General features: G+C 37.1%; 14 protein-coding genes, 1 pseudogene and 1 other annotated feature. Of the genes and pseudogenes, 11 read left to right on the forward strand and 4 right to left on the reverse strand.

The window, feature by feature from the left end; all coding sequences use genetic code 11:
• Positions 1 to 49: 49 nt before the first annotated feature.
• Both HMPREF9425_RS00110 and HMPREF9425_RS00115 read right to left on the reverse strand, forming a co-directional pair.
• Complete coding sequence (locus HMPREF9425_RS00110; RefSeq protein ID WP_003095259.1) at positions 50 to 1,672, reverse strand: ABC-F family ATP-binding cassette domain-containing protein; 1,623 nt, start codon at positions 1,670 to 1,672, stop codon at positions 50 to 52.
• Positions 1,673 to 1,738: 66 nt separating this feature from the next.
• Complete coding sequence (locus HMPREF9425_RS00115) at positions 1,739 to 2,611, reverse strand: YitT family protein (protein WP_003095734.1); 873 nt, start codon at positions 2,609 to 2,611, stop codon at positions 1,739 to 1,741.
• Positions 2,612 to 2,754: 143 nt separating this feature from the next.
• Positions 2,755 to 2,996: a binding site (T-box leader), on the forward strand.
• A gap of 43 nt (positions 2,997 to 3,039) precedes the next feature.
• Here HMPREF9425_RS00115 and trpS point away from each other — a divergent pair.
• Positions 3,040 to 4,062, forward strand: coding sequence for a tryptophan--tRNA ligase (trpS, locus tag HMPREF9425_RS00120; protein ID WP_003095736.1), 1,023 nt, complete (start codon positions 3,040 to 3,042; stop codon positions 4,060 to 4,062).
• 177 nt (positions 4,063 to 4,239) lie between these two features.
• The gene (guaB, locus tag HMPREF9425_RS00125) at positions 4,240 to 5,721 is read left to right on the forward strand and encodes an IMP dehydrogenase (protein WP_003095739.1); all 1,482 of its coding nucleotides are present in this window, start codon (positions 4,240 to 4,242) and stop codon (positions 5,719 to 5,721) included.
• A 181-nt stretch (positions 5,722 to 5,902) separates the two neighbouring features.
• On the opposite strand, the gene recF is transcribed toward guaB, so the two are convergent.
• Both recF and yaaA read right to left on the reverse strand, forming a co-directional pair.
• On the reverse strand, positions 5,903 to 7,003 hold the full coding sequence (gene recF, locus HMPREF9425_RS00130) for a DNA replication/repair protein RecF (RefSeq protein ID WP_003095740.1): 1,101 nt from the start codon (positions 7,001 to 7,003) through the stop codon (positions 5,903 to 5,905).
• Between the two features lie 2 nt (positions 7,004 to 7,005).
• A complete protein-coding gene (yaaA, locus tag HMPREF9425_RS00135) occupies positions 7,006 to 7,383 on the reverse strand; it encodes a S4 domain-containing protein YaaA (protein WP_003095743.1) in 378 nt (125 codons plus the stop codon).
• A 77-nt stretch (positions 7,384 to 7,460) separates the two neighbouring features.
• Between yaaA and yfmF the strand changes: the two genes are divergently transcribed.
• From yfmF to HMPREF9425_RS00180, 9 genes and pseudogenes are all read left to right on the forward strand, one after another.
• Complete coding sequence (gene yfmF / locus HMPREF9425_RS00140; protein ID WP_003095745.1) at positions 7,461 to 8,711, forward strand: EF-P 5-aminopentanol modification-associated protein YfmF; 1,251 nt, start codon at positions 7,461 to 7,463, stop codon at positions 8,709 to 8,711.
• Position 8,712: 1 nt separating this feature from the next.
• Positions 8,713 to 9,990: an EF-P 5-aminopentanol modification-associated protein YfmH gene (gene yfmH, locus HMPREF9425_RS00145; RefSeq protein ID WP_003095746.1), complete on the forward strand. Its 1,278-nt coding sequence runs from the start codon at positions 8,713 to 8,715 to the stop codon at positions 9,988 to 9,990.
• Positions 9,991 to 10,048: 58 nt separating this feature from the next.
• Positions 10,049 to 10,906: pseudogene (locus HMPREF9425_RS00150) on the forward strand (helix-turn-helix domain-containing protein).
• A 12-nt stretch (positions 10,907 to 10,918) separates the two neighbouring features.
• Positions 10,919 to 11,461, forward strand: coding sequence for a CDP-diacylglycerol--glycerol-3-phosphate 3-phosphatidyltransferase (gene pgsA / locus HMPREF9425_RS00155; protein ID WP_003095750.1), 543 nt, complete (start codon positions 10,919 to 10,921; stop codon positions 11,459 to 11,461).
• Between the two features lie 12 nt (positions 11,462 to 11,473).
• Entirely contained in the window at positions 11,474 to 12,304 is an 831-nt protein-coding gene (locus HMPREF9425_RS00160; RefSeq protein WP_003095752.1) for an energy-coupling factor ABC transporter ATP-binding protein, read from the forward strand.
• A complete protein-coding gene (locus tag HMPREF9425_RS00165; protein ID WP_003095753.1) occupies positions 12,280 to 13,122 on the forward strand; it encodes an energy-coupling factor transporter ATPase in 843 nt (280 codons plus the stop codon). The genes HMPREF9425_RS00160 and HMPREF9425_RS00165 overlap by 25 nt, the downstream gene beginning before the upstream one ends.
• Positions 13,115 to 13,909, forward strand: a complete 795-nt coding sequence (locus HMPREF9425_RS00170) for an energy-coupling factor transporter transmembrane component T family protein (protein ID WP_003095755.1) — start codon at positions 13,115 to 13,117, stop codon at positions 13,907 to 13,909. The genes HMPREF9425_RS00165 and HMPREF9425_RS00170 overlap by 8 nt, the downstream gene beginning before the upstream one ends.
• Positions 13,910 to 14,205: 296 nt before the next feature.
• Positions 14,206 to 14,778, forward strand: a complete 573-nt coding sequence (apf, locus tag HMPREF9425_RS00175) for an aggregation-promoting factor (RefSeq protein WP_003095264.1) — start codon at positions 14,206 to 14,208, stop codon at positions 14,776 to 14,778.
• A 183-nt stretch (positions 14,779 to 14,961) separates the two neighbouring features.
• Positions 14,962 to 15,660, forward strand: a complete 699-nt coding sequence (locus tag HMPREF9425_RS00180) for a transglycosylase SLT domain-containing protein (RefSeq protein ID WP_003095757.1) — start codon at positions 14,962 to 14,964, stop codon at positions 15,658 to 15,660.
• The last annotated feature ends 33 nt before the right edge of the window (positions 15,661 to 15,693 follow it).

Raw genomic sequence — 15,693 nt, forward strand, 5'->3', positions numbered from 1 at the left:
AATGATACTAAGACAGGTTGGGATATCCCAACCTGCATCTTTTTATAGTTTAATCAGCCCATAGTGCTTTGACTTTAGCTTGCACTTCTTCATTTTCAAGGAATTCATCATAAGTTTCATCAATACGGTCAATTACCCCATTTTTAGAAACAACTACGATGTGATTCGCTATTGTTTGGATGAATTCATGGTCATGACTGGCAAAGATAACAGACTCTTTGAAGTCACGGACGCCATCATTCAGACTTGAGATTGATTCCAAATCCAAGTGATTAGTAGGATCATCTAGAAGAAGGACGTTAGATTTCAAAAGCATGAGTTTAGAAAGCATGACACGTACCTTTTCTCCCCCTGAGAGAACACTGACAGATTTATTAACCTCATCTCCTGAGAAGAGCATACGCCCAAGGAATCCACGTAAGAAGGTATCATCATCTTCACCTTTTTCGGCAAATTGACGGAGCCATTCGAGAATTGATTCACCAGATGCAAAGTCTTTAGAATTGTCTTTTGGAAGGTAAGAGCGGCTAGTAGTAACACCCCATTTGATTGTACCTTCGTAGTCAATATCATCGGCAAGGGCACGAATCAATGCAGTTGTTTGAATATCGTTTTGACCGATGATGGCAGTCTTATCTCCTGGTCGCAAGATGAAACTAATGTTGTCAAGAATAGTCTCACCATCCATCTTAACAGTGAGATTTTCAACTGTTAGAAGGTCATTACCGATTTCACGCTCTGCTTTGAAATTGATAAATGGGTATTTACGACTTGATGGGACGATTTCTTCTAGCTCAATTTTATCAAGCATCTTTTTACGAGAAGTCGCTTGTTTAGATTTTGAAGCGTTGGCAGAGAAACGTGCAACGAATTCTTGAAGTTCCTTAATTTTTTCTTCTGCTTTGGCATTACGGTCAGCCTGCAAGCGTGCAGCCAATTCTGAAGATTGTTTCCAGAAGTCATAGTTACCGACATAGAGTTTGATTTTACCAAAGTCAAGGTCGGCCATATGCGTACACACTTTATTCAAGAAGTGACGGTCATGGGATACGACAATGACCGTATTTTCAAAATCAATCAAGAAATCTTCAAGCCAAGATATTGACTGGATATCAAGACCATTGGTAGGTTCGTCAAGAAGAAGTACATCTGGTTTACCAAATAGTGCTTTTGCAAGGAGCACCTTCACCTTGTCACCATTAGCCAATTCACTCATGTTTTGATAGTGAAGGTCTTCTGAGATATTTAGGTTCTGAAGCAATTGTGAGGCTTCGCTTTCAGCTTCCCAACCACCCAATTCAGCAAAGAGTCCTTCTAATTCAGCAGCACGGACACCATCTTCATCTGAAAAATCTTCTTTCATGTAGATAGCATCTTTTTCTTTCATGATATCGTAGAGGCGTTCATTACCCATAATAACAACATCGATAACGCGTTCTTCTTCATAGTCAAAGTGGTTCTGACGAAGGACAGAAAGACGTTCATCAGGACCAAGCGAGATATGTCCTGTTGTTGGTTCAATATCACCAGCTAAAATTTTCAAAAAAGTGGATTTACCAGCACCATTAGCACCGATAAGACCGTAAGTATTACCTGGCGTGAAGGCAATGTTAACATCATCAAAAAGTTTACGATCGCTAAAACGAAGCGATACATCTGATACAGTAAGCATATAATATCCTTTATTTTTATTCTTAACTACTATTTTACGAGAAATTAGACTTTATTTCAATTGATTTTACAAGGGATTAATAAAGTCATTTGGAACTCTTTGGTAATCTTTTTGGAGGCTAAATCCACGTCCCATAACTGTAGAAGCAGGAACAATGACGATAAAGGCAGTTTCATCTATTTTTTGGATTTCTCCTTGAACTTTTGGAACCTCACGAGTTGACAAGGTAGTCATAATCATGTTTTGTGCATGTCCGGTATGTCCACCAAGAATTGGGATTTTTGTTGCTCCTCGATCAGCGACTCTAGTGATGTAGTTTAGGATTTGTTCACTATTTTGCGAAATGATTAGAAGATTTCGTGATGAATTGAGTCCGACCATCATTTTATCAATTGTAAGAGAAACAACTCCAAGTGAGAGAATGGAATACATAACAGTATCAGGAGGAAAGGCAATGGCACTGATTGCGACAATGATTCCATCGACAATAAGTAGTACCATTCCTAGCGGGAGTGGTGTATACTTGTTGAGAATTTGCGTGATAATTCCAGTTCCTCCAGTTGAAGAATTTCCATAAAAGACTATTCCTAGTCCTAACCCTAATACAATCCCACCAAAAATAGCAGCCAATAAAGGTTGTTTGGTGAGTGTAGGTAAGCCCTCAGTTAATTTGATAAAAGTTGGGAAGACAAGAGACCCATAGAAGGTTTTTAGGAGAACTTCGCGGCCAAGAAAGCACCAACATAAAATTAACAAAGGGATGGTTGTTGCTAAGACGAAGTTAGCATTATTCCAACCAAAAAGGGCATTTAAACTAATGGCTAGCCCTCCGACACCACCTGAAGCAATATTATTCTTAACTAAAAGTGAGTTATAGCCAACCGCAGCAATAAAAGAACCGAGTGTAACTAAAAGTATGTCTATTATTCGACGTTTCATATATTATCTCCTAGAAATGATATTCTTATTATCAAGTCTTTTTAAGTTTCCGTCAAGTAATGACTATTTTGGTTGTATCTGAGGTTGTGTTTCACGTGAAACTATAGACATAATCTTGACAAGAATAGATAAAACAATGTAGAATAATAGTCATCAGAAGAGTAATTCTTCCTTTCTTTTTTAGAGAGCTGGTGGTAGGTGTAAACCAGTATGAAGGTGGAATGAATGGGCTGAGGAAAATTGACGAGTAACGTGAACACATAAACGTTAGGTTTGGCACCCCTTACCGTGCAACTTCTTTGTTGAGAAGTTTTGAGATGATAGCTTTACAAAGAGTTATCAACTGAGGTGGTACCGCGTATCAAAAGTGATTAACGCCCTCACGCATATTTTTGCGTGGGGATTTTTTGTATTAGAGAGGTAATTACATGGCGAAACCTATTATTTTGACGGGAGACCGTCCAACAGGGAAACTTCATCTAGGACACTATGTTGGTAGTTTAAAAAATCGTGTCCTTTTACAAAACGAAGATAAATATAACATGTTTGTCTTCTTGGCTGATCAGCAAGCTCTTACGGATCACGCAAAAGAGTCAGAAATCATCAAAGAATCGATTGGAAATGTTGCTTTAGATTATCTTTCTGTAGGATTGGATCCAGCGAAGTCAACCATTTTCATTCAAAGTCAGATTCCTGAGTTGGCTGAGTTGACTATGTATTACATGAACCTAGTTTCATTGGCACGTTTAGAGCGTAACCCAACGGTTAAGACGGAAATTGCTCAGAAAGGCTTTGGAGAATCGATTCCAACAGGCTTTCTAGTTTATCCAATTTCTCAGGCAGCTGATATCACGGCCTTTAAAGCAAATTATGTTCCTGTCGGTAATGACCAAAAGCCAATGATTGAGCAGACACGTGAAATTGTACGTAGTTTTAATCATACTTACAACTGTGATATTCTGGTTGAACCAGAGGGAATCTACCCTGAAAATGAAGCTGCAGGACGTCTTCCAGGTCTAGACGGTAATGCTAAGATGTCTAAATCCTTAGGGAATGGAATCTTCCTTTCAGATGATGAGGATACTGTTCGTAAAAAAGTAATGAGCATGTATACGGATCCAAATCATATTCGTGTGGAAGATCCAGGCCAAATCGAAGGTAATATGGTTTTCCATTATCTTGATATCTTTGGTCGCGAAGAGGATGCTGTTACAATTGCTGAAATGAAGGAACATTATCAGCGCGGTGGTTTGGGAGATGTGAAAACAAAACGTTATCTTCTAGAAATTTTAGAACGTGAGTTGACTCCAATTCGTGAACGTCGTTTAGAGTATGCCAAGGATATGGGGGAAGTTTTCCATATGCTTGAAAACGGAAGTCAAGCAGCGCGTGAAGTTGCTGGACAAACATTGGCAGAAGTAAAAGAAGCAATGGGAATTAATTATTTCTAAGAAATAAAAATAGGGACTCCAGATAATCTGGACCCCTATTTTTATTTGGAAAAAGGTTTTCTTATAATCTGGTGCGAAATCTGTTGACAAATCTGTTTAGCATGATATGATATTATCAATTAAAAAATAGACTGGGGTTTTTATACCTCAAAACTTTGAGAAAAGAGGACGATTATAATGTCAAATTGGGACACTAAATTCTTGAAAAAAGGTTACACTTTTGATGACGTATTGCTTATTCCTGCGGAAAGTCATGTTCTACCAAACAACGTCAACTTGAAGACGAAATTAGCTAAAAATTTGACATTAAATATTCCAATTATCACTGCAGCCATGGATACAGTGACAGATAGTAAGATGGCTATCTCAATTGCTCGTGCAGGTGGCTTGGGTGTTATTCACAAAAACATGTCTATTGCGGAACAAGCTGAAGAAGTTCGCAAAGTAAAACGCTCTGAAAATGGTGTCATCATTGATCCATTCTTCTTAACACCAGAACATAAAGTTGCTGAAGCTGAAGAGTTGATGCAACGTTACCGTATTTCAGGAGTTCCAATTGTTGAGACACTTGAAAATCGTAAATTGGTTGGTATTATCACAAACCGTGATATGCGTTTTATTTCTAATTACGATACAAAAATTTCAGAACATATGACTTCTGAGAAATTAGTCACTGCTCCAGTTGGAACAGATCTTGAGACAGCTGAAAGTATTCTTCATGAGCACCGCATTGAAAAGTTGCCTTTAGTTGATGAAGAAGGTCGTTTGTCAGGACTCATTACTATTAAGGATATCGAAAAAGTTATTGAGTTTCCTAATGCAGCTAAGGATGAATTTGGTCGTCTTTTGGTAGCGGGTGCTGTTGGGGTTACTTCTGATACTTTTGAACGTGCAGAAGCTCTCTTTGAAGCAGGGGCAGATGCTATTGTTATTGATACTGCACATGGTCATTCAGCAGGAGTTCTTCGTAAAATTGCTGAAATTCGTGCCCACTTCCCAGACCGTACTTTGATTGCAGGAAATATTGCAACAGCTGAAGGTGCGCGTGCACTTTATGAAGCAGGTGTCGATGTCGTTAAAGTAGGTATCGGACCAGGTTCTATTTGTACAACACGTGTAGTTGCTGGTGTAGGTGTTCCTCAAGTCACTGCTATTTACGATGCTGCAAGCGTTGCGCGTGAATACGGAAAAACAATCATTGCTGATGGCGGTATCAAATACTCAGGTGATATTGTAAAAGCTCTCGCAGCAGGTGGTAATGCTGTAATGCTTGGTTCTATGTTTGCTGGTACTGATGAAGCACCAGGTGAAACTGAGATCTTCCAAGGACGTAAATACAAATCTTACCGTGGTATGGGATCAATTGCAGCGATGAAGAAGGGATCAAGCGATCGTTACTTCCAAGGTGCAGTTAATGAAGCGAATAAACTTGTTCCAGAAGGAATTGAAGGCCGTGTAGCTTATAAAGGTTCTGCTGCTGATATCGTATTCCAATTGATTGGTGGTATCCGTGCAGGTATGGGTTATACAGGAGCAGAAGATATCCAAGCTTTACATGACAAAGCTCAGTTTGTTGAAATGACAGGTGCAGGACTTATTGAAAGTCACCCTCACGATGTTCAAATTACCAACGAGGCACCTAACTACTCAGCTCATTAATAAACATAAAAGTACTTATCTCAGATAAGTACTTTTATGTTTACAGAGATATTTGCAATAAGTTTACAACATGTTTACGAGAATATATTTTTAATAAAGGGTTCAGGCGAAAAGAATTTACAATTCATTTTTTGATACTTGTCACATGTGTCAAGTACCAAAAAATAGAAAAACAAGTCGTTTAATCGACTTGTTTTTCATAAATATTACCGTTCTTAACTAAGAAGTTCTTTAAATCAGGTGGTAGGTTACTCAGATGATCAAGTGAAGTTGTCGTCATGAAGGTTTGAACCTCTTCGTCAATACTTTCTAACAGTTTAAGTTGACGGTGGTTGTCAAGCTCACTCATGACATCATCGAGGAGAAGAATAGGAAATTCACCTGTTACTTTTTTTATCAGAGCAATCTCAGCCATTTTTAAAGAAAGTATGAGACTACGTTGCTGCCCCTGACTACCGAAAGATGCGTTCATGTCATTAATGTAAAATGTTAAATCATCCCTATGCGGACCAATACCAGTGTTCTTTTTGAAGATATCTCTTTTGTGATTTTGCTTTAACGTGGTTAAAAATGATTCTCGAATACCGTTGTTATTTTCCAGTGGGATATTAGATTCGTAGGAGATTTTAAGGCGCTCTATCTGATTTGAGAGGTTACTATGATGTCTATCTGCCTCCTCCTCTAATTGCTTGATAAATTCTAGTCTATGTTCGATAACTCGTGTTCCAAAATCGGAAAGCTGTTCATCTAACACTGAGAGGAAATTAATGTCTACATTGTCAGTAGATTTGAGATAGGCATTACGTTGTTTGAGTACATGATTATAACTTGATAGGTCTGAGAGATAAACAGGCTTAATCTGTCCTAAATCAATATCTATAAATTTACGCCTTAGGCTTGGAGATCCTTTTACAAGTTGTAAATCCTCAGGAGCAAAGAGAACCACTGTCATGTGACCGATATAATCGGATAATTTAGCTTGTTTGAGGTGGTTAACCTTTGTTATGCGTCCTTTATTAGATAAACTGATTTCCAGAGGTAGCTTACCACTATGACGATGCACGATGCCGTTCAGTTTTAGAGTATTTTGCTGAAATTGAATCAGTTCTTTATCTGAGCGGGTCCGATGACTACGTGTCAATGCTAGAAAATAGATAGCCTCAAGAATATTTGTTTTTCCTTGAGCATTGCGACCAAGAAAAATATTGAGATGAGGTGAGAAGCTCACAGAGGCTTCAGTATAATTTCTAAAGTGTTGAATATCAATTTTTTCGAGCCACATAGTTAGGTTCCTGGGAAACGAACGGGGTTTCGTTTAGTTTTATTGCTTTCTTTTGACGGATGTGCTTTTTGTTTCTTTTTATTATCCTGATTCATTTTTTTAACAATGGCAGCAACACGTGCTTTTTCAGCGACTGCTTTTTGATGTTCTTCAATTTCATTTGTAGTAGGAGCTACAATCGTTATTTCAAGTTCCTCAGACGGAATGGTAATAACATCTCCATAACGAAGTTTTTTTCCACGACGTTTTTCATCCTCACCATTGAATAAAACGGTATTCTTAGCCAAGAAACCTTTAATAGCTCCGCCACTATGAATGATACTTAATTCTTTTAAAAGTGCTTGTAGTGTGATGTATTCATCAAATAATTTATATTCCATAGTACCTCAACTTTCTCTTGAGATAAGATAGCATAAAAATGGTATAATTGGAAGCATAAACTTTTTAGAGGTTATCAATGAAAATTGCTGATGGTGTCTATGTACACTTCATTCCAACACAAAAATATAAAACTAATCGTATTGTTTTTCGAATGACGGGTTCTTTGAATAAACAAACAATTGCTAAACGAGCCCTAGTTTCACAAATGTTGGCTACAGCCAATCAGACGTATCCAACAGTACAGTCTTTTAAAGAGAGACTAGCTTCTCTTTATGGAACACAGTTGTCAACTAGAGTGTCAACTAAAGGATTGACACATAGTGTTGACATCGAGTTGACATATCTGAAAGATGCCTTTATCCCTACGAATGATGGATTATTTTGGGAAGTGCTAGGTTTTTTGAAAGAGTGTCTTTACAAGTCACTGTCAAGGGTAGCTCAATACCAAAATAAAGTATTTGATATAGAAAAACAAAATTTAATGACCTACCTGGATGTTGACACAGAAAATAATTACTATTACAGTGAAGTTAAGGGAAGAGAGCTTTATTTTGTAAACGAGGGCTTGAAAGTTCCAAAATATGGTCAAGCAGAACTTGTTGAAGCAGAGACCTCGTTTACAGCTTATCAAGAATTTCAAAGTATGTTGACAAGAGATCGTATTGATATCTTTATGGTTGGAGAATTTGATGATTATCAAGTACTCCAAGCTTTACATCGTTTTCCTTTGGAAGGACGTCAAGTTGATTTACAGTTTAGCTATAGTCAACCTTATGTCAATGTTGTGAAAGAAAAGATAGAACCTAGACAGAGTAGTCAATCTATTTTACATCTAGGGTACCAATTTCCGTGTCAATATGGAGATAAACATTACTTTGCTTTAATTGTATTAAATGCCATGTTCGGTGAATTTGCCCATTCAGTCTTGTTTACAACACTTCGAGAAAAGGAAGGATTGGCTTATTCAATTAGTAGTCAATTTGATATCTTTACAGGTTTACTGGAAGTTTACGCTGGAATTGAAAAATCTAATAGAAATCAGGCTATGCGAGGAATTAGTAGAGAATTGAATTACATTAAATTAGGACGTTTTTCAAGTTCTCTACTGAATCAAACCAAAAAAATCATACGAATGAATGCCCTACTCTCTGAAGATCATTCCTTAACATTAGTGGAACAACGTTTTAATAAGGTGATTTTTGGTGATAAAAGTCTTTCATTGGAGAATTGGCTAGATGAGATTGAGAAGGTTACTAAAAAAGATGTTTGCCGTGTAGCACGTCAAGTTAAGCTACAGAGTTTGTTCTTTTTAGAAGGAGTGTCTTAGAATGCCTGCTTTGAAGAAACGTTATTATCAAAAAATTGATGAAGAAGTTTATTCAGCAATTTTAGATAATGGTATGTCTTTATCAATCATTAAGAAAAAAGGATTTCTAGAAAAAGCCGCCTTTTTGTCAACAAATTTTGGGGCGCTAGATAATCACTTTTATATTGATGGTGAGTTACAATCTTATCCTGCAGGTATTGCTCATTTTCTGGAACACAAGCTATTTGAGGATGAGCAGGGAAGGGATGTGACATTGGATTTTGTCAAGCTTGGAGCTGATGTCAATGCTTTTACAACCTTGGATAAGACAACATATTATTTCTCTACCCTTGATCACTTTGAGGAGTCTTTAGAACTTTTATTAAAGTTTACATCGAAGTTTACAAGTTCCGAAGATGCTGTCAACCATGAAAAAAGAATTATTGAACAAGAAATAAATATGTATCAGGATGATCCTGATTATAGAGTATATCTGGGTTGTTTACAAAGTTTGTATCCTAATACTATATTAGGGCGAGACATTGCTGGAAGTGTTGATAGCATTGAAAAAATTACTGTAAATGACTTGGAAGATAATTTTGACTGCTTTTACAGACCAGCAAACTGTCATCTCGTCTTGGTAGGTGATTTTGATGTTGAAGATATTTACACTTTTGTCAATGAAAAACAAAGCGAGTTTACACTACCTGAGAGAATAGTTGAAAAAGAAAAGAACCCCATTGAGTCAGATGTCCAAAAATTAGATAGTCTTCAAATGGAGATTTTCATCTCAAAGCTAGCCATTGGTTTTAAGAGTGTTCCTTTTACTGATAATCGTATGAGAGAAAACATACTGGTACAGTTATTGTTTAATTTACTGTTTGGCTGGACATCTCCTTATTACCAAAAATGGTATGCTGAAGGAAAAATAGATGAGTCTGTGTCAATTGAATATGAGGTATCTAGTAGATATTCATTTGTCATTATGACTATGGACACTGCAGAACCTATCCGTATGTCAAGCTTAATTCGTCAAGTGATGACGTCGGCAGATAAAAAAAGACTGTTGACGGATGAGGCATTGGATTTGCAAAAGAAAGCTTTGTATGGTGAATTTTTACGTAGTCTAGACAATATCCAGAATTTAGGAAGCCAATATTTAGCTTATTTTGAGAATGATAAAACATACTTTGATTTTGGTCAGGAACTGATGGGCATTACTTACAAGGAGTTGAAGGATTTTTTGAATCACTATCTCGCAAATATGGAGATTACCGATTTTGTTGTCTTCCCTAAATAAGTGATTATTTGCTATAATAGAGACACGAAAACAAAGAAGAATATTAGAAAGGGGAAAAATGAAGTTACACTCTCTAGGTGAGCAACTACGTGCAGCGCGTATAAAGAAAGAGTTAAGTTTATATGATGTAGAAAAAATTTCTGGAGTCGAAGCTCAGTTTCTTCTGGCTATGGAAATGGATCAACTTAAAGCTTTGCCAGAGGACATTCAGCAAGAGGCGCTTGAAAAGTATGCCACTTCGGTTGGTTTAGATGGAAAACGTCTGTTTGAGGAGCAGAGACAGAATGAGCAAAAACTAAAAAAAGAGAAGAAACCAGTTGAACGTAAGGAAGATACCTTAGCTGCTAAAGCTCCCATGTCACGCTTTTTAAAGCATAAACGTGAAGAAAAAAGAAAGTCTAACTATCTACCTTTACTAATTCTGAGTGCGATTTCATTACTTATCATCTGTTCAGTTGGATATATTATTATTAGACACCTCTCTAATCAACCTCAGGTGATTAAACTCAATACGATCTCTACAGTTAATCACTTATCAATTGTAGGTGGAGCTAAGTCGTCTCGAAGCATTTCTGAGGTTACAGTATCGGGGGCCAATGTTATAACGAAAACTTAAGGAAATCAATTAATGGTTGATTTCTCCAATGTAAAATCTTCAGTAGTTTTAGAAGTGGAGTTATCAGAAAATAGTAACGATACATGGTTTTCTGTAGACAACTCAGATACTTCAGAGAGTTATTATCTTTCAAAAACGAATGAATCAAAATACTCTCTAGATTTTTCTGATAAAATCAAAACAACTCAAATTATTATCGCTCAATCTTAAAAAGTTAATCTAAAGGTAAATGGGGAGTCACTTGATTTATTTCAACTAGATCAAAATACACCTAGCTACCTAACATTAAGAATCCAATAGAATCGAGAAGAAATGTTTAAAAAAGAAAATTTACCTAACTTATTGACACTTGCTAGAATTGTCTTAATTCCCATCTTTTTATTGATGACATCACTTGCGTCGAGCAATGTTATGCATATTGCTGCAGCAGTTGTCTTTGCTATTGCCAGTATTACAGATTATTTAGATGGCTATTTGGCACGAAAATGGCATGTTGTTACTAATTTTGGGAAATTTGCAGATCCTTTAGCGGATAAAATGTTGGTAATGTCAGCTTTTATTATGCTAGTAGGTATTAATCAAGCTCCTGCTTGGGTTGTTTCAGTTATCATCTGTCGGGAGTTGGCAGTTACAGGACTTCGTCTTTTGTTAGTCGAAAACGGTGGTACAGTTCTCGCTGCAGCTATGCCTGGTAAGATTAAGACAGTGACTCAGATGTTATCTATCATTTTATTATTGTGTCACGTCCATTTTGTAGGGACAATCATGCTGTATGTAGCTTTATTCTTTACGATTTACTCAGGCTATGATTATTTCAAGGGTGCAGCTTTCTTGTTTAAGGACACCTTTAAGTAGTACGATAAACCAATGATTGAAATAAAAAATTTAAAATTTAAATATAATCAAGATCAAATCTCCTATACCCTGAATGATGTATCGTTTCACGTGAAACGTGGGGAATGGTTATCCATTGTAGGCCATAACGGATCTGGAAAATCCACGACAGCACGTCTTATTGACGGACTATTAGTGGCAGAGTCTGGGCAGATTATCGTTGATGGTCAAGAATTAACAGAAGAGAACGTCTGGGATATCCGTGATAAGATTGGTATGGTCTTTCAAAATCCAGACAATCAATTTGTTGGGGCAACTGTTGAAGATGATGTTGCTTTTGGTCTTGAAAATAAGGGTGTCCCTTATGAAGAAATGGCTTCAAGAGTTCAAGAGGCTCTGGAATTTGTAGGAATGTCAGAATTTAAGGATAGAGAGCCAGCTAGATTATCTGGAGGCCAAAAACAACGTGTGGCTATCGCAGGTATTGTAGCTATGAGACCATCTATTTTGATTTTGGATGAGGCAACTAGCATGCTTGATCCAGAGGGTCGCCAGGAATTGATTCAATCTATTAAAGCTATTCGTAAAGAATACGGAATGACTGTTTTATCAATTACTCATGATCTTGATGAGGTCTCTTTGAGTGACCGTGTTTTGGTTTTGAAAAAAGGTAAAGTGGAGTCTGTTTCAAGTCCTCGTGAACTATTTAGTAGAGGCTCAGAGTTAGTTGACTTAGGTTTGGATATCCCCTTTAGTGCATTATTAACTAAAAAGCTAAGAAATAAAGGTCTGATAGATTGTGAAGACTATCTGACAGAAAAGGAATTGGTAGAACAATTATGGGAATCTCTCTCGAAAATGTAAGTTATATCTATCAAGCGGGTACTCCTTTTGAGGGGCGTGCCCTTTTTGATATGACGACGACGATAAAAGATGGTTCATATACAGCCTTTATTGGACATACAGGAAGTGGTAAATCTACTATTATGCAGCTCTTGAATGGTCTTTATTTACCCACTAGTGGTCAGGTTCACGTTGATGATACGATCATAACCAGTCAATCAAAGAATAAGGACATAAAACCAATTCGTAAGAAGGTAGGTTTAGTTTTTCAATTTCCAGAAAGTCAGTTATTTGCAGAGACTGTTTTAGAAGATGTTGCCTTTGGACCTCAAAATTTCGGAGTTTCTAAGGAAGAAGCAGAACAACGTGCTATTGAAAGTCTAAAATTAGTTGGACTCCCGGAAGAGTTTCATGGACAGAATCCTTTTGATTTATCAGGGGGACAAATGCGACGTGTTGCCATCGCAGGGATTCTAGCTATGCAACCAGATATTCTAGTGCTGGATGAACCGACTGCCGGTCTAGATCCACAGGGCCGGAAGGAATTGATGTCTCTCTTTAAGGAGTTACATCTTTCTGGAATGACGATTGTTTTAGTTACTCACTTGATGGATGATGTTGCCGATTATGCGACAGCTGTGAATGTTATGGAAAAAGGGCAACTAGTGTTGTCGGGAACTCCTAAAGATGTTTTTCAAAAAGTCACTTTTCTCAAAGAAAAGCAGTTAGGTGTTCCTAAAGTCACAGAGTTCTCGCTAGAACTACAAGAAAAAGGTTATAGCTTTGAAAGTCTTCCTATTACAATAGAGGAATTCGTAGAGGTGTTGGTTCATGGATAAGTTAATTATTGGACGTTATATTGTTGGTGATTCTTTTATACACCGATTAGATCCTAGAAGTAAATTATTAGCCATGCTGATTTATATTGTCGTCATTTTTTGGGCTAACAATCCTCTAACTTATGCTGTGATAACTCTATTTACACTTTTCTTGGTTTTCTTGTCTAAAATTAAGCTTAGTTTCTTTTTGGGTGGTATTAAACCGATGATTTGGATTATATTATTCTCTACCCTGTTCCAAGTTTTCTTCAATACAAGAGGGAGTGTGCTTTGGTCCATCGGCTTTTTTAAGATTACAGAAGTCGGTTTAAATCAAGGTTGGATGATATTCCTTAGATTTATCCTCATTATTAGTTTTTCCACCTTACTTACTCTAACAACCACGCCGTTAAGTTTATCTGATGCAGTAGAGTCACTTTTAAAACCGCTGACTATTTTTAAAGTACCGGCACATGAAATTGGTCTAATGTTATCTTTGAGTTTACGTTTTGTACCAACCTTGATGGACGATACAACGCGTATTATGAATGCTCAGAAGGCGCGTGGTGTTGATTTTGGTGAAGGAAATATTATTCAAAAGGTTCGGTCAATTATACCAATCTTAATTCCTTTATTTGCATCTAGCTTTAAACGAGCAGATGCTCTGGCTATAGCTATGGAAGCCAGAGGTTATCAAGGTGGTGAGGGACGAACAAGATATCGTCGACTTTTATGGAACGGTCGAGATACCTTGTCAATTGCTGCTATTGTAACTTTAGGGTTAATACTTTTTTATCTTAAGAGTTAATTCGTAAAAATGAATAAAAAGTAGGTCTTAAGACCTATAAGTATTTTAAGAACGTCTACGTAGGCGTTCTTTTTCGTCTAATCCTAAACTACCTGTAATATTTTTAATATCCCTAACAAGAGGATGTTATATTTGCACGGTATTATAGATATATGGTTATAGTTCTTCAGCTTAATCTGGATTAAAAATTCCCTATAGAGAATAAGCCAGGTGATTAACCCATTGGTCATAAATAAAATAATTTAATAACTTTGACTAGTATGGATTGGACTATAAATAGATAGAGGAGCATCATCATGCAAACAAAGAATACATTTAACACTAAAAAATTAGGTCTTTTTGGACTTGTTACAGTGGCAACACTTGGAGCAACAGCTTTAGCTAATGCAGAAACTTACACAGTTCAAAAAGGAGATACCCTTTCAGCTATTGCTAAGAAGAATGGTACGACAGTGGACGAAATCGTCTCAAGAAATGGCATTCAAGATGCTAATAAGATTTCTATTGGTCAAAACTTAACGATTAATGAAACCACTGAAGAGCCAGCAGAACCTTCAGCTACAACAGAAGCAGCTGTTGAATCAACACAATCAACAGAGTCCACACAAAGTGAAGATACTCAAGCAACCAATACAACTCTTTCTTCTTCAGAGGCAGCAGCTAAAGAAGAAATCGCACAACGTGAGTCAAGCGGTAGCTATACAGCTCAAAATGGGCAATATTATGGACGTTACCAATTAGCATCATCATATTTGAACGGAGACTTGTCTCCTGAAAATCAAGAAAAGGTAGCAGATAATTATGTAGCAAGCCGTTATGGTTCATGGACAGCAGCTCTTGCTTTCTGGAATGCTCATGGTTGGTACTAAATCATTATTACTGATTTATGAGGAAAACTTGTAAAACATCATACAAATAAGGAAAAAATGCCAGATTTTTGGCGTTTTTTTATTAAAATGATAAGTCATTGTAACATTAGACATAATACAAATAATCGGCAGTAATATTACTAGGTTATGATGAATGTAACTAGAATTAGCTAGGAGGGATTTATGTTTAAAAAAAGTTATAAGGGACGCCGTATCAAATTAGCAGCAAAGAAATCATTGGCGGTACCAGTGGCAATTGTAACAAGTTTTATTGTCATTCTGGGAGTATCACTCTCTACGTTAGTTAATAAAGGGTTGGTTAACGCATTTTCAGATTCTGTTACTCCAGCGCCTTCAACAGCATCAACAACGTCAGAATCGACAGCAGATTTAGTAAAATCAACAGAAATTAGCTCAAGTAAAGATAATAAGGCTAATAAAGAAAAGGTTGAAGAAAGTAAGCCTCAGTCAGAAACAACAGGAGAAGCGGTAGAAGCAGCTGAAAAGTCTCAGTCATATACTGCTACTAAAAGCACTACTACAACGAGTACTGATACTACGTCGACTCAAAATACTATAACAGCTCCTTCGGTTGTTGCAAGTGGTAGTGGGTCAGTTGTTCTCTCAAATGGTAACACTGCAGGAGAAGTTGGTTCTTATGCAGCGGCACAGATGGCAGCTGCTACTGGTGTTCCTCAGTCAACTTGGGAGTCAATTATTGCGCGTGAGTCAAATGGAGACCATACTGCAGCAAATGGTTCAGGTGCATCAGGTCTTTTTCAGACAATGCCTGGATGGGGCTCTACTGTAACGGTTGAGGATCAAATTCAATCAGCCTTGAATGCCTATAACGCACAAGGGTTGTCAGCTTGGAATTACTAAGATTTATAGAAGTTGGGAGATATCTCTCAACTT

This window comes from Streptococcus vestibularis ATCC 49124 (assembly GCF_000188295.1).
GTDB classification, from domain to species: Bacteria; Bacillota; Bacilli; order Lactobacillales; family Streptococcaceae; genus Streptococcus; species Streptococcus vestibularis.

What these genes read in the sequence shown, in the direction of transcription:
- HMPREF9425_RS00110 (WP_003095259.1), bottom strand. Translation starts at nt 1,672, where the DNA reads ATGCTTACTGTATCAGATGTATCGCTTCGTTTTAGCGATCGTAAACTT.
- HMPREF9425_RS00115 (WP_003095734.1), bottom strand. Translation starts at nt 2,611, where the DNA reads ATGAAACGTCGAATAATAGACATACTTTTAGTTACACTCGGTTCTTTT.
- trpS (WP_003095736.1), top strand. Translation starts at nt 3,040, where the DNA reads ATGGCGAAACCTATTATTTTGACGGGAGACCGTCCAACAGGGAAACTT.
- guaB (WP_003095739.1), top strand. Translation starts at nt 4,240, where the DNA reads ATGTCAAATTGGGACACTAAATTCTTGAAAAAAGGTTACACTTTTGAT.
- recF (WP_003095740.1), bottom strand. Translation starts at nt 7,003, where the DNA reads ATGTGGCTCGAAAAAATTGATATTCAACACTTTAGAAATTATACTGAA.
- yaaA (WP_003095743.1), bottom strand. Translation starts at nt 7,383, where the DNA reads ATGGAATATAAATTATTTGATGAATACATCACACTACAAGCACTTTTA.
- yfmF (WP_003095745.1), top strand. Translation starts at nt 7,461, where the DNA reads ATGAAAATTGCTGATGGTGTCTATGTACACTTCATTCCAACACAAAAA.
- yfmH (WP_003095746.1), top strand. Translation starts at nt 8,713, where the DNA reads ATGCCTGCTTTGAAGAAACGTTATTATCAAAAAATTGATGAAGAAGTT.
- pgsA (WP_003095750.1), top strand. Translation starts at nt 10,919, where the DNA reads ATGTTTAAAAAAGAAAATTTACCTAACTTATTGACACTTGCTAGAATT.
- HMPREF9425_RS00160 (WP_003095752.1), top strand. Translation starts at nt 11,474, where the DNA reads ATGATTGAAATAAAAAATTTAAAATTTAAATATAATCAAGATCAAATC.
- HMPREF9425_RS00165 (WP_003095753.1), top strand. Translation starts at nt 12,280, where the DNA reads ATGGGAATCTCTCTCGAAAATGTAAGTTATATCTATCAAGCGGGTACT.
- HMPREF9425_RS00170 (WP_003095755.1), top strand. Translation starts at nt 13,115, where the DNA reads ATGGATAAGTTAATTATTGGACGTTATATTGTTGGTGATTCTTTTATA.
- apf (WP_003095264.1), top strand. Translation starts at nt 14,206, where the DNA reads ATGCAAACAAAGAATACATTTAACACTAAAAAATTAGGTCTTTTTGGA.
- HMPREF9425_RS00180 (WP_003095757.1), top strand. Translation starts at nt 14,962, where the DNA reads ATGTTTAAAAAAAGTTATAAGGGACGCCGTATCAAATTAGCAGCAAAG.